Origin of the sequence: Dorea sp. AF24-7LB, from assembly GCF_003478575.1 — a bacterium.
Taxonomy (GTDB): Bacteria; Bacillota; Clostridia; order Lachnospirales; family Lachnospiraceae; genus Dorea_D; species Dorea_D hominis.
The window spans coordinates 411,393-425,497 of the sequence record NZ_QUFR01000001.1; the positions used below are offsets into that span (position 1 = coordinate 411,393).

General features: G+C 42.1%; 14 protein-coding genes. 1 reads left to right on the top strand and 13 read right to left on the bottom strand.

Annotated elements, in window-relative coordinates; all coding sequences use genetic code 11:
• Positions 1-18: 18 nt before the first annotated feature.
• The 10 genes from DWY31_RS02035 to DWY31_RS02080 all read right to left on the bottom strand — a co-directional run bounded on the left by DWY31_RS02035 (position 19) and on the right by DWY31_RS02080 (position 9,648).
• The gene (locus tag DWY31_RS02035) at positions 19-720 is read right to left on the bottom strand and encodes a TraX family protein (protein WP_118519389.1); all 702 of its coding nucleotides are present in this window, start codon (positions 718-720) and stop codon (positions 19-21) included.
• Positions 720-2,258, bottom strand: coding sequence for a 2,3-bisphosphoglycerate-independent phosphoglycerate mutase (gene gpmI, locus DWY31_RS02040; protein ID WP_117537168.1), 1,539 nt, complete (start codon positions 2,256-2,258; stop codon positions 720-722). The genes DWY31_RS02035 and gpmI overlap by 1 nt, the downstream gene beginning before the upstream one ends.
• Before the next feature lie 86 nt (positions 2,259-2,344).
• Positions 2,345-3,094 (bottom strand): triose-phosphate isomerase, encoded by a 750-nt coding sequence (tpiA, locus tag DWY31_RS02045; protein ID WP_021860512.1) that lies wholly within the window; start codon positions 3,092-3,094, stop codon positions 2,345-2,347.
• Between the two features lie 34 nt (positions 3,095-3,128).
• The gene (locus DWY31_RS02050; protein WP_021860513.1) at positions 3,129-4,322 is read right to left on the bottom strand and encodes a phosphoglycerate kinase; all 1,194 of its coding nucleotides are present in this window, start codon (positions 4,320-4,322) and stop codon (positions 3,129-3,131) included.
• Between the two features lie 70 nt (positions 4,323-4,392).
• The gene (gene gap / locus DWY31_RS02055) at positions 4,393-5,406 is read right to left on the bottom strand and encodes a type I glyceraldehyde-3-phosphate dehydrogenase (RefSeq protein WP_021860514.1); all 1,014 of its coding nucleotides are present in this window, start codon (positions 5,404-5,406) and stop codon (positions 4,393-4,395) included.
• A gap of 124 nt (positions 5,407-5,530) precedes the next feature.
• Positions 5,531-6,334 (bottom strand): histidinol-phosphatase HisJ family protein, encoded by an 804-nt coding sequence (locus DWY31_RS02060; RefSeq protein WP_118519434.1) that lies wholly within the window; start codon positions 6,332-6,334, stop codon positions 5,531-5,533.
• 48 nt (positions 6,335-6,382) lie between these two features.
• Positions 6,383-7,468, bottom strand: coding sequence for a tRNA 2-thiouridine(34) synthase MnmA (gene mnmA / locus DWY31_RS02065; RefSeq protein WP_118519435.1), 1,086 nt, complete (start codon positions 7,466-7,468; stop codon positions 6,383-6,385).
• Positions 7,469-7,495: 27 nt separating this feature from the next.
• Positions 7,496-7,939 carry a Fe-S cluster assembly scaffold protein NifU gene (gene nifU, locus DWY31_RS02070; RefSeq protein ID WP_021860518.1) on the bottom strand — a complete coding sequence of 148 codons (444 nt, stop codon included), beginning with the start codon at positions 7,937-7,939 and terminating at the stop codon, positions 7,496-7,498.
• Positions 7,940-7,983: 44 nt separating this feature from the next.
• Positions 7,984-9,165 (bottom strand): cysteine desulfurase NifS, encoded by a 1,182-nt coding sequence (nifS, locus tag DWY31_RS02075; RefSeq protein WP_118287852.1) that lies wholly within the window; start codon positions 9,163-9,165, stop codon positions 7,984-7,986.
• A gap of 18 nt (positions 9,166-9,183) precedes the next feature.
• Complete coding sequence (locus DWY31_RS02080; RefSeq protein WP_021860520.1) at positions 9,184-9,648, bottom strand: RrF2 family transcriptional regulator; 465 nt, start codon at positions 9,646-9,648, stop codon at positions 9,184-9,186.
• A 158-nt stretch (positions 9,649-9,806) separates the two neighbouring features.
• Here DWY31_RS02080 and DWY31_RS02085 point away from each other — a divergent pair, with 158 nt between their 5' ends.
• Entirely contained in the window at positions 9,807-11,183 is a 1,377-nt protein-coding gene (locus tag DWY31_RS02085; RefSeq protein ID WP_118519390.1) for a polysaccharide biosynthesis protein, read from the top strand.
• On the opposite strand, the gene DWY31_RS02090 is transcribed toward DWY31_RS02085, so the two are convergent.
• The 3 genes from DWY31_RS02090 to rny all read right to left on the bottom strand — a co-directional run bounded on the left by DWY31_RS02090 (position 11,141) and on the right by rny (position 14,008).
• A complete protein-coding gene (locus DWY31_RS02090; protein ID WP_117537164.1) occupies positions 11,141-11,674 on the bottom strand; it encodes a stage II sporulation protein M in 534 nt (177 codons plus the stop codon). The genes DWY31_RS02085 and DWY31_RS02090 overlap by 43 nt on opposite strands.
• Before the next feature lie 96 nt (positions 11,675-11,770).
• Positions 11,771-12,310 carry an NUDIX hydrolase gene (locus DWY31_RS02095; RefSeq protein WP_118287849.1) on the bottom strand — a complete coding sequence of 180 codons (540 nt, stop codon included), beginning with the start codon at positions 12,308-12,310 and terminating at the stop codon, positions 11,771-11,773.
• A gap of 159 nt (positions 12,311-12,469) precedes the next feature.
• Positions 12,470-14,008: a ribonuclease Y gene (gene rny, locus DWY31_RS02100; RefSeq protein WP_442873159.1), complete on the bottom strand. Its 1,539-nt coding sequence runs from the start codon at positions 14,006-14,008 to the stop codon at positions 12,470-12,472.
• Between the last annotated feature and the right edge of the window lie 97 nt (positions 14,009-14,105).

The following is a 14,105-nucleotide window of genomic DNA, read 5'->3' on the forward strand; positions in this document are numbered from 1 at the left end:
GAGCTTCTTCCCCCTGATTTATTTTATCATATAGCGGATCAGACATAAAATCAGCAAATGCACCGGATAAAATATATAGAAAAACCACTGGTTCCATTTTTTGAACTTTGTCATCTGATTTCCATTATAATAGCACAAAAGTATAATCCCGGACAAGGCGATTCCAAGTCCGTTTCCGCAGGCGAGGCATGCCGCTTTAAAAATTCCATGCGCACTTATATAGGTACTGAAATTTAAAATCATAAATAAAATTGCCACGATCACATAACTCTTTGCAAGCTCTTTTTTCCTACCACGATAACGGACAAATAAATACACGCCAAGTGGCGCAATTAATTTCCAACAACAAAAGAAACTGGTTGCAAAAATCAAAACCAGAGAAATCTTGTGCTCCCACTCTGCCATCGGACGTTCCATAAGCTCCGGAACTGCCAGGCATAGAAGCAATGTAAACAGCATATTTAACTGTCCATCCCGAAACGCCATACTATATGGGATCTGCGAAAGGACTGCAAAAACAAGTAATCTTCCTGCATAATTTTTTCGGCTTCTCGTGTAATAATACCCTTCCACAAGAAAATAGCACATGGTCATCGCTGCAAAATATCCGATGTCGCTTAAGCTCTCATATAAAAAATTGCCCGGTGTCAAGAACATCCGGGCAATATGATTGCAAACCATTGTCAGAATTGCAATGTATTTACATGTATCACGGTTCATTATTTCACCAGTAAAGAAGTGCCATTCATCTCTTTTGGCTGCTCCATACCCATTAATTCGATCAGTGTTGGAGCGATATCAGCCAGGCATCCACCTTCTCTTAATTTGTAAGCCGGATCAGCATTTACAAGGATAAACGGTACCGGGTTTGTTGTGTGGGCGGTAAATGGTTCTCCTGTCTCATAATCAATAAGCTGTTCTGCATTTCCGTGATCAGCACAGATGAACATCTGTCCGTTAACTTCTTTCAAAGCTTCAACTGCCTTGCCAACACACTCATCAACTGCTTCCACTGCCTTAATCGCAGCTTCCTGTACTCCGGTATGTCCTACCATATCCGGATTTGCAAAGTTGATGATGATAACATCATACTTATCAGATTTGATCGCAGTTGTTAATTTGTCGCATACTTCGTATGCACTCATCTCCGGTTTCAGATCATAAGTTGCTACTTTTGGAGATTTAACAAGGATTCTGTCTTCGCCCTCATTCGGTTCTTCCACTCCACCATTGAAAAAGAATGTTACATGTGCATATTTCTCTGTCTCTGCAATACGTGCCTGTTTCAGACCGTGTGCAGCCAGATACTCACCGAATGTATTTGTAATCTCTTCTTTGACAAATGCAACCAGTTTATTTTCGATCGTAACATCATATTCTGTAAAGCATACAAATGTTGTCTTTACTCTGTCACCTCTCTCAAATCCGTCAAATGCGTCATCACAGAAAGTTCTTGTGATCTCTCTTGCACGATCCGGACGGAAGTTAAAGAAAATAACAGAATCATCATTTTTAATCGTTGCAACCGGTTTCCCGTCTTCAACAACAACGGTCGGCAGAACAAATTCATCTGTTGTATCTTTGTCGTAAGAAGCCTTGATTCCTTCCGGTCCGCTTACTGCCTGCTCGCCTTCACCGCAGACAAGTGCACGGTATGCTTTCTCGACACGATCCCAGCGGTTATCACGATCCATAGCATAGTAACGTCCCATAACCGATGCAACTTTACCTACACCGATTTCTTTCATCTTAGCTTCCAGTTCTTCTACATATTCTTTACCGGATGCCGGTGGTGTGTCACGTCCATCCAGGAAGCAGTGTACATATACTTTCTCGATGCCCTGTTTCTTTGCCAGTTCCAGAAGTCCGTAAATATGTGAATTGTGACTGTGTACTCCACCATCAGATACCAGTCCAAAAAGATGCAGTGCGCTGCCATTATTCTTCACATTCTCGCACGCAGCAAGAAGCGCTTTATTTTCAAAGAAGTCTCCATCCTGGATTGCTTTTGTGATCTTTGTCAGATCCTGATATACGATTCTTCCGGCTCCCATATTCAGATGTCCGACTTCCGAGTTACCCATCTGTCCATCCGGAAGACCTACTGCCATTCCGCTTGCATTTCCTTTTACAAAAGGATATTCTGCCATTAATTTATCCATAACCGGTGTGGCTGCCTGCGCAACTGCATTACCGTTTGTATTCTCATTTAATCCATAACCATCCAAAATCATTAAAACTGTTGGTTTTTTACTCATAAAATATTGTATCTCCTTTCTCGTTTTTTGCAATTAAAAACTGCTTCGATTCCTGCATACAGAAATCGAAGCAGTCAAAATACTTATTATTTGTAATTTACAATCTTGCCAAAGTCAGCTTTCAGGGAAGCTCCACCTACAAGACCACCGTCGATATCTGCCTGTGCAAATAATTCAGCAGCATTTCCTGCATTTACAGATCCACCATACTGGATACGGATTGCTTCTGCTGTTGCCTCGTCATATACTTCAGCGATGCATGCACGGATTCCTGCGCATACTTCTTCAGCCTGCTCTGTTGTAGCTGTCTTACCTGTTCCGATTGCCCAGATTGGCTCATAAGCGATAACTGCTGTCTTAGCCTGATCTGCTGTAACATTCTGGAATCCGACTTTAACCTGCTGGCGAATGAAATCCATTGTTACACCCTGTTCTCTCTGCTCAAGCGTCTCTCCACAACACATGATCGGTGTAAGACCATGTTCAAATGCTTTGAGGACTTTTTTATTAACAGTCTCATTTGTCTCTGCGAAATATTCTCTTCTCTCAGAGTGGCCGAGAACAACATATTTAACACCAGCGTCTGTGAGCATTGCCGGAGAGATCTCTCCTGTGTAAGCTCCGCTTTCTTCAAAATACATATTCTCTGCTCCGACTTCAATGTTGCTTCCTTTACATGCTTCTACAACCGGAATGATATCAATTGCAGGTACGCAGAATACAACATCTACTTCTTCGTTAGCAACTAATGGTTTTAATTCTTCAACCAAAGCAACTGCTTCACTTGGAGTTTTGTTCATTTTCCAGTTTCCTGCTACAATTTTCTTTCTAGCCATTTTTATCTCTCCCTAATTTTATATTTGTAAGTCTTTACTTATCATTTGCAGCCGCAACACCCGGCAGTTCCTTTCCTTCCAGGAACTCTAAGGATGCACCGCCACCAGTAGAGATATGAGTCATCTTGTCACCGTATCCAAGCTGGTTAACAGCTGCTGCAGAATCGCCACCGCCGATAATTGTAGTAGCTTCTGTATCAGCAAGCGCTTTTGCTACTGCTTCTGTTCCTTTTGCAAAGTTCGGCATCTCGAAACATCCCATTGGTCCGTTCCATACAACTGTCTTTGCGTCTTTTACTGCATCACAGAAAATCTTGATCGTCTCTGGTCCGATGTCAAGTCCTTCCCATCCGTCCGGAATCTCGCCACGTTTTACAACTTTGATATTTGCATCGTTAGAGAAATCATCTGCGATTACGTTATCTACAGGAAGAAGAAGTTTTACACCTTTTTCTTCTGCTTTCTTTTTCATGTCCAGTGCATACTGGCAGTAATCTTCTTCCAGAAGGGACTTACCAACTGTACCACCTTCTGCTTTTGCAAATGTATAAGACATTCCACCACCAATGATCAGTGTGTCAACTTTGTCAAGCAGGTTGTTGATTACAGAAATCTTGCTGGATACTTTGGCTCCTCCAAGGATCGCAACAAACGGTCTTGTCGGATTGTTTACTGCATTTCCGAGGAAATCGATCTCTTTCTGCATAAGATATCCTACAACTGCTGTATCCACATATTTTGTAACACCCACATTGGAACAGTGCGCACGATGTGCTGTACCAAATGCATCATTTACAAATACATCGCAAAGAGAAGCGAGTTCTTTGCTGAATGCATCCCCGTTCTTTGTCTCTTCTGCTCTGTAACGGGTATTCTCAAGAAGAATAACATCTCCGTCTTTCATTGCAGCTACTGCTGCTTTTGCATTCTCGCCTACGACTTCTCTGTCTGCTGCAAATTTAACTTCCTGTCCGAGCAGTTCTGATAAGCGTACTGCAACCGGTGCCAGAGACAGCTCCGGTACTGGCTCTCCCTTCGGCTTTCCAAGGTGAGAACAAAGAATAACCTTACCTCCGTCTGCAATCAGCTTCTTGATTGTTGGAAGAGCTGCTACAAGACGATTCTCATCTGTGATCTTACCATCGATAAGCGGTACGTTAAAATCGCATCTTACGAGTACCTTTTTTCCTTTTACGTTGATGTCATCAACTGATTTTTTGTTAAGCATATCGTTTACCTCCTAATATTCAAAAAAAGAGGCCCGGTCCAATAAGACCGGACCCTTTTTTGAGTCATAATTAAGCTAATTCAGAGAAGTATTTGATTGTTCTTACCATCTGGCTTGTGTAAGAATTCTCATTGTCATACCAAGATACAACCTGAACTTCTGTTGTTCCGTTGTCTAATGGCAGAACCATTGTCTGAGTAGCATCAAATAAAGAACCATATCTCATTCCTACGATGTCGCTTGAAACGATCTCATCTGTGTTATATCCGAAAGACTCTGTAGAAGCTGCTTTCATAGCTGCATTTACTTCGTCAACTGTAACTGTTCCGTCAACAACTGCTGTAAGAATTGTTGTAGATCCTGTAGGTGTTGGAACACGCTGAGCAGATCCGATTAATTTTCCATTTAATTCTGGAATAACAAGACCGATTGCTTTTGCAGCACCTGTGCTGTTAGGTACGATATTAACTGCAGCAGCACGGGATCTTCTTAAATCACCTTTTCTCTGCGGTCCGTCAAGTGTCATCTGATCTCCTGTGTAAGCATGGATTGTGCACATGATACCAGATTTGATAGATGCAAGGTCGTTCAATGCTTTAGCCATTGGAGCTAAGCAGTTTGTTGTACAAGAAGCTGCGGAAATAACTGTGTCTTCCGGTTTCAGTTCTGTATGGTTTACATTGTATACGATTGTAGGAAGATCGTTTCCTGCCGGTGCGGAAATAACAACTTTTCTTGCTCCTGCTTTGATGTGTGCAGATGCTTTCTCTTTAGATGTGTAGAAACCTGTACACTCAAGGACAACGTCTACTCCGATTTCTCCCCAAGGAAGTTCCTCAGCGTTAGCCTTTGCATAAATTTTGATTTCTTTTCCGTCAACAATGATGGAATCTTCTGTAGCTTCTACTGTATCAGCCAGTGCATATTTTCCCTGTGATGAATCATATTTTAACAGGTGAGCAAGCATCTTAGGAGATGTTAAGTCGTTGATTGCAACTACTTCATATCCCTCTGCTCCAAACATCTGTCTGAATGCCAGACGTCCAATACGTCCAAAACCATTAATCGCTACTTTTACTGCCATGATCAATTCCTCCTAAAGTTTATTCTAACTATACTTTATTGTGAACGCTTTAACATTTTAAAGCACTCCCAACTGGCTTAATTGTACTAAATCTGGTACAAAAGTTCAAGTGTCTTCTATATTTTTATGAAAGTTGCTTAAAAACAGGCTTTCTTTGCTTAAATTCTGTATAATATGTAAAACCGCATGCCCGCAATATGCCATTTGCCTTGTCAAAATCCCATGCAATATGCTCCGGACAGTGTCCGTCTGCACCGACTGTGATGATCTCTCCACCTAACTCCCGGTATCTTTTTAATACATCCGGGTGTGGGTGTGCATATGGAAGTCCATATTTTAATCCTGCCATATTGAGTTCAAGTCCTTTGCCTTTTGCAATGATATTTTTCAGGATCTCATCGATCAGCTCTGCATATTTCAGATACGAATATGCCTGTTCTTTATCTTTTCCATAACGGATCATATAATCCAGATGTCCGAGCACATCATAATCTTCATAAATACGGACATCTTCCAGCATCTCTTCCAGAACTTCCCGGTAAACTTCTTCATCTGTTTTTCCATCAAAGATCTCTCCGTGTGCGATATCCAGTTTATGTGTGGAATGTACGGATCCAATCACAAAATCAAATGGATATTTTTTTACAAATTCCCGGTAAAACGGTTCCAGATAAGGCTGAAGTCCGATTTCTACACCGATCCGTACATCAATCTTATCTTTGTATTTGTCCCGCAGCGGCGGCATTACTTTAAAATATTCTTCCGGCTTAAACACTTCTTCCGGTCCCCATGCAAAATCATCTTTGTCGTGGTGATCCGTAAAACAGACTGCCTGAAGCCCTTTGGCTATCGCACCAAGGATCATCTCCTCCGGTGTGGACTTTGAATCATGTGAAAAATTCGTATGCATATGCACATCTGCCCGCATCATCGCATTTCCTCCTGTCACTGTTTTTCATTTACTGTTTCGTATTCTCTAGCGGTCTCCGATGATCGTTCCACCGCCAAGCACATAATCCCGGTCATAGAGGACAACTGCCTGTCCCGGCGTAATTGCTCTCTGCGGTTCTTCAAATGTACAGAGGATCTCATCTTCCCCTGTTTTCTCTACCATGCACCAGGCGCCTCTGTGATTATAACGGATCTTCGCCCAGACGCGTTTCGGTTCTTTAAGGTTCTCCACAGACATGAAATTAACCGCATTGGCACGGACATAACGCGACATGGACTCTTCATTGGAACCAACTACTATTTCATTCGTCTCCGGTCTGATCTCAAGGACAAATACCGGATATCCGAGAGAAAGTCCGAGCCCTTTTCTCTGTCCTACTGTATAATGGATGATTCCTTTATGTCTGCCTACAACAGTTCCATCACTTGTCACGAAATTGCCCGGCTGCATCTTCTCTCCGGTATACTCTTCTATATAAGAAGCATAATCTCCATCCGGAACAAAACAGATATCCTGACTGTCTGGTTTGTGCGCCACCTGAAGTGCGACTTCCGATGCAAGCTCACGGATCTGGTCTTTCGTATATTCCCCGACTGGCATAAGTGTTCTCGCAAGCTGTTCCTGCGTCAGATTATAGAGTGCATAAGTCTGGTCTTTTGCTCCGGTTGCGGATGTATGAAGCGCATAGCGTCCGTTTGGAAGCTGTTCGATCTTCGCATAGTGACCGGTCGCGATATAATCTGCTCCGATATCCAGGCTTCTCTTCAGGAGAGATTCCCATTTTACATATCGATTACAGGCAATACACGGATTCGGTGTCCTTCCGTTTTTATATTCATTTACAAAATAATCAATGACATGTTCTTTGAATTCTTCCTTGAAATTCATAACATAATAAGGGATACCGATTGCTGCTGCTACACGTCTGGCATCGTCTACGGCGCTTAAACCGCAGCATCCGCCATTCTCTTCCTGGACAAATTCATCTTCATCCTGCCAGATCTGCATCGTTACCCCTACTACATCGTATCCCTGTTTTTTTAAAAGCCAGGCAGCCACGGAGGAGTCAACTCCTCCTGACATGCCTACAACTACCTTCTTTTTATCCATGCTTTTTTCCATGTTTGTCTCCCGGCTTTAATATTCCTCTTCTTCGTCCTCTTCACCTTCGTGAATATCAGACTTTGGTTTCTCTAATCCTTCGATCGTAATACCATTTTTTGTTGCATAGTCCCAGAGTGCTGCATGAATTGCTTCTTCTGCAAGAAGTGAGCAGTGTACTTTTACCGGCGGAAGTCCGTCCAGCGCTTCCATTACGGCTTTATTTGTTACCTCCATTGCTTCTTGGATTGACTTTCCTTTAACAAGTTCTGTCGCCATACTGCTTGTTGCTACAGCAGCTCCGCATCCAAATGTCTTGAATTTGACATCACGCACGATCTGGTTCTCATCGATATCAAGATAAATTCTCATGATATCTCCACATTTTGCATTACCAACTGTTCCTACTCCGCTGGCATTCTCTATCTCTCCGACATTTCTCGGATGCTGAAAATGATCCATTACTTTTTCTGAATACATATTAAATTCCTCCTGTATCTTATATCTTGTCTGTGTCTTGTTATTTATTTCTGTTTCTTTACAAAATCTTCATATAATGGTGACATATTTCTTAAGTGTGCCACGATCTCTTTCAGATTATCCACAACGTAATCAATGTCTTCTTTTGTGATCTCTTCGTTGATTGTCAGTCTCAAAGAGCCATGTGCGATTTCATGAGGCAGTCCGATTGCAAGTAGTACATGGGAAGGATCAAGAGATCCGGATGTACATGCAGATCCGCTGGATGCACAGATTCCTTTCATATCCAGCATGATCAGAAGAGATTCTCCTTCTACAAACTGGAAACTGAAGTTGGCATTGTTTGGAAGTCTGTCAGTTCTGTGTCCATTCAGACGGCAGTATGGAATTTCTTTCAATACACGATCAATCAGATAATCTCTGACCTCGATCTCTTTTGCCACTCTCTCTTCTCTTGTATTCGCAGCACGCTTTGCTGCTGTTCCGATTCCGACAATTCCAGGAACATTTTCTGTACCTGCACGACGTTTTCTTTCCTGTGCTCCACCATGAACGAATGAACGGATCTTCACACCTTTACGGATATAAAGAAAACCGATTCCTTTCGGTCCGTTAAATTTATGTCCACTTGCACTGAGCATGTCAATATGACACTCGTCTACATTAATTGGAAGCTGTCCATATGCCTGTACTGCATCTGTATGAAATAAAATACCGTGCTCTTTGGCAATCTCACCGATTTCTTTGATCGGCTGGATCGTTCCGATCTCGTTATTTGCAAACATAACAGAAATCAGGATGGTTGTCGGACGGATTGCTGCTTTTAATTCATCCAGTTTTACTTTTCCGTCTTCATCTACATCTACATAAGTAACTTCAAATCCTCTTTTTTCCAGATACTGTGCAGTGTGAAGGATCGCATGATGCTCGATCTTTGTTGTAATAATGTGATTGCCTTTCCCTGCATATGCTTCTGCTGTTGCTTTCAACGCCCAGTTGTCAGATTCTGAACCACCTGCTGTGAAATAAATTTCATTTGCACTGGCTCCAAGTGTATCAGCAATTGCTTCTCTCTGTTTGCTGATCATTTCTTTATTACCGGATGAAAAGCTGTAAACGCTGGAAGGATTTCCATAATGCTCTGTAAAATAAGGAAGCATTGCATCTACGACTTCCGGTGCTGTTTTTGTTGTTGCTGCGTTATCAAGATATAACAGTTTACCCATGATAAATTCCTCCATTTTCTATTCTGAATGAGTACACTTCGTATGATCATATACACCGTGTGGATTCATTTCTTTGCTTTCTTTTACCAGTTCATCTAACATCATCTCATCAACTGCATGATTGATGCTGTCGTTGATCCTCTGCCAGACATATTTGGTTACACAGCCTTCAGAAGCCATACATCCTTCTTCTGAAAAAAAAGCTGCACATTTGACCGGTTCCAGACTTCCTTCGAGTGCCCGCAAAATATCTCCCACTGAAATCTCACTGGAATCTTTTGCCAGTACATACCCGCCGGAGGCTCCCCGGATACTCTTCACCAGACCTGCTTTCTTCATCTTAGCCACGAGCTGCTCCAGATACCGTTCGGAAATTCCCTGTCTCATTGCAATACTTCCAATAGAAACCGGTTCCTCTTCACTGTATCTGGCGAGATCTATCATTGCCCTTAAGCCATATCTGCCTTTCGTGGAGAGCTTCATCTCATCACCTTCTTTAATTCCTACCAATTCAATTCCCACTAAATTACTAGGATTTTTCCTTTTGTAGAATAGCACCCTCTTAAAGTTCTGTCAAGGACTTCATTCAAATATAATATAATAATATTTTCAGCGGTTTTCCGACCGAAAGGAGTCTGTTTATGACAGAGAAACATATCATCCTGAAAGGAACATTTGTTCTGACCCTTGCCGCTTTTATATCACGATTCCTCGGTTTTTTCTACCGTATGTATTTAAGTCACACCTTCGGTGAAGCAAATGTCGGGCTGTATCAGCTCATTTTCCCGGTCTATACACTGGGGATTGCCATAACATGCGCCGGAATCCAGACTGCGCTTTCCCGACATGTTGCCGGTTACGTTGCTAAAGGGGAAAAAAAAGAAACAGAGCTGCTTCTTTTTACTTCTATGATTTATACTGTTTTTCTCTCAGTGATTCTTATGCTTTTTACGCAGCACTATGCGCATGACATCGCATGTACGCTGTTGAAAGAACCGGCATGCAAATCCCTGCTGCTCCTGCTCTCTTACTGTTTTCCTTTTGCTGCCATCCACTGCTGTATCCTCGGCTATTATTTCGGTATGAAACAGGCTAAAATTCCCGCCTGGTCTCAACTTCTGGAACAGTCTGTCCGAATTCTTTCTGTATATGCAGTCTATTCTTTTGGCATCCGACACGGGCAGCATTTTTCTGTCTCCGTTGCAGTACTTGGAATGATCGCAGGCGAAGCTGCCGCAGCATGGTATTGTCTCCACAGTTTAAATTCATATTCCGAGACATTATCATCCCGCAAATCAACAGACATCCTTTTTCTCCGAAGGCTGTGCTGTCTGGATAATTTAAAGGCATTTCTTTCACTGCTTCGTTTTTCAATTCCGCTTACCGTAAGCCGGATCATGCTTACACTGCTGCAATGTCTGGAGGCATTCTCCATTCCATGGAATCTACAATATTACGGTCTGGATCGGAATGAATCTCTTCGTATCTACGGTGTACTGACCGGAATGGCACTTCCGTGTGTCCTGTTTCCAAGTGCGCTGACCGGATCTCTTGCAACAATGATCCTGCCATCTGTTGCACAGATTGAAGCAGAAAACAATACCCAAAAATTACGTCGTCTGATACGTAAAGTGACAACTACGTGCATTTTGCTCGGAAGCACATGTTGTATCCTGCTTCTGCTTTCAAGCTCTTTTATAGGAGTATGTCTCTTTCACAGTCCTTTAGCATCCAGATACATTTTTACACTCGCATGGATCTGTCCATTTCTGTATACGAATACAACATTTATCAGTGTTTTAAACGGAATCGGTAAAGCTGGCATATCCCTTTTCATCAATATGTTTACAATACTCATCCGTATTGCAAGTATCTATCTCAGCATCCCGGCATACGGAATCCGAGGATACCTGACTGGACTACTGTTAAGCCAGATATTTATGTTTTGTTTCTGTTTTATTTATCTGCATTATCATTACAGATTCAATGCGAACCGAAGGACAGCTGGGCTCACATAGCATTCCAGGAAAATACCGATAGCAAACAAAATTAACACGCCAGTTGTCTTATTTATATTCCAGCGATTTACAACAGGATAATTCAGTAAATAGATCAATATTGCCACATATGCCGCGACATAGAAAGGCATATGTGGCAGCAGTGCCAGCACGCAGATAAATATTCCTTTTATTCCAAGTTGTAAGACTGCTGCGCAGAACAATACGCCTGCCAGAAAACCTGTCCATAGAAAAAACAGTACCGCACTTGTCTTTTTCCATCTTGTTGCCCCTGCAAGCGTAAGAATGCAAAGAGGTAACAGGCGCATACGCACAATGTACCATATATATTCCAGTCCAGGTACGCACACTTTCACACTCTCTGTTAAATGATTTTCTGCAAATATTCCCATCTGCATGATGGATTCCTGCGCAATCAAATTCGCATACAGGATTCCTGCCATCACTCCCGCTGCATATACTGCTACCCAGATTTTTGTATGTTCACGCATTGCCACGCCTCCCGACCTAAAGATAATTTATTATATGTCAGGATTCTTCTTACTAATGACAGTGTTTTTTAAGAGGCTTATCTAAAATAAATACATTTAATGACAGTATTTGGATTCGTATGCCAAAATTGAGGCGATTGTCTTGGAATCTTCAATCTTGCCGGTAAAGATCATCTCCCTTAACTCCTCCAATGTATATGCCTTCACCTGGATAAATTCATTCTCATCCAAATGTTGTTTCGCAGGTTTGAGATCCCTTGCAAGAAAAATCTCTACCTTTTCATCACAAAATGCGACCGTTGTACGCAGATCCATAAGCCACTCTATATTCTCCGCCCTGTAGCCGGTCTCTTCTTCCAGTTCTCTTCTTGCGCATTCGATTCCAGGCTCTCCTGGTGCATCCAGCTTTCCTGCCGGGATTTCCAGTGTATCCCGCTCCAGTGCATTACGGTACTGTGTAACCATCAGAATCTTGCCGTCATCCATAACCGGAATTACGGCAGCCGCTCCGTCATGGTGAATAAAATCCCAGTCTTCATGATTGCCATTCGAAAATTCCATACGATCTTTGTATATTTTTAGAACTGTTCCTGTATAAGCCAGTTCTCTGCTTACTCTCTTTACTTCGTTGCTCATAATTTACCTCCTTGCCACAACAGCAACCAAACACGCTTCGCGAGTTTTATTCACTGATTAGCAGTCATCAAATGCTGCCATTCATACATGGCGCATTTTCCTCGTTGCCATAACAAAAGGCAGAACCGATATTCACCGATTCTGCCTCTATTTTATCTTCTACTTGGCATAGTCTGTAACACGTGATTCACGGATTACATTGACTTTGATCTGTCCAGGATATTCGAGTTCAAACTCGATCTGCTTTGCTATATCTCTGGCCATTAATACCATATCTGCATCAGATACTTGTTCTGGAACTACCATAACACGAATCTCTCTACCTGCTTGAATTGCAAAAGATTTATCAACACCCTTGAACTGGTTGGTGATATCTTCTAATTGTTTTAACCTGTTTGTATATGTTTCTAATGTTTCTCTTCTCGCACCCGGTCTTGCAGCAGAAATCGTATCTGCAGCCTGTACAACACATGCAATCAGAGTTTCCGGTTCTACATCTCCATGATGTGCTTCGACAGCATTAATAACTGTTGCAGATTCTTTGTATTTTCTACAAAGATCCACACCAATCTGAATATGCGATCCTTCTACATCATGATCTATAGATTTACCGATGTCGTGCAGAAGTCCTGCTCTCTTAGCAGTACGGACATCCAGTCCGATTTCCCCTGCAAGAAGTCCAGATAACTGTGCAACTTCCATAGAATGTTTCAGCGCATTCTGACCATAACTTGTTCTGAACTTCATACGTCCAAGAAGCTTGATCAGTTCCGGATGGATTCCGTGAACACCGACTTCTAACGCTGCTGCTTCTCCTTCTTCACGAATCATCGTATCGACTTCTTTCTGTGCCTTTTCCACCATCTCCTCAATTCTTGCCGGATGAATACGTCCGTCAACAATTAATTTTTCAAGTGCAATACGTGCAACTTCTCTTCTTATTGGATCAAATCCGGATAAGACAACTGCTTCCGGTGTATCATCAATAATCAGTTCAACACCTGTCATCGTCTCCAGTGTACGAATATTACGTCCCTCTCTACCAATAATTCTGCCCTTCATCTCATCACTTGGAAGCTGTACTACGGAAATCGTAGTCTCAGCAACATGATCCGCGGCACAGCGCTGAATAGCAGTTACTACATATTCTTTTGCTTTCTTGTCCGCTTCTTCCCTTGCCTGGGCTTCCAGTTCTTTTACCATCTTGGCAGTGTCATGTTTCACATCTTCTTCAACAGTTTTCAACAAATATTCTTTTGCTTGTTCGGAGGTAAGTCCTGAGATTCTTTCTAGTTCCTGTACCCTTTGCTTACTCAGCTCGTCTACTTTAGTTTCACGCTGTCTGAGCTGTTCTTCCTTTGCTGCAAATCCTGCTTCACGCTTTTCTATAGCATCTGCTTTCTTGTCCAAAGTCTCTTCCTTGGAAAGTACACGCTTCTCATAACGCTGTAATTCAGCTCTGCGTTCCTTTGTCTCTTTTTCAAGTTCATTCTTGTTCTTGATAGACTCTTCTTTAATTTCCAAGAGAGACTCCTTTTTCTTTGCCTCAGCCGTCTTCACTGCATCATCAATGATCTCACGCGCCTTTGATTCTGCATTTCCGATCTTCGATTCTGCATTCTTACGCAGATTCGAAACTGTAACAAAATGACTGATGATTACACCTGCTATGACAAGCACTACTGTAACAGCAATCATAATTCCGTCCGGCACAGGAGCACCTCCTTATTTAATTTTTATTGTAAAAATACAACGTACAAATACAACACTTAAATTTTATACTGTTTTACCAAAG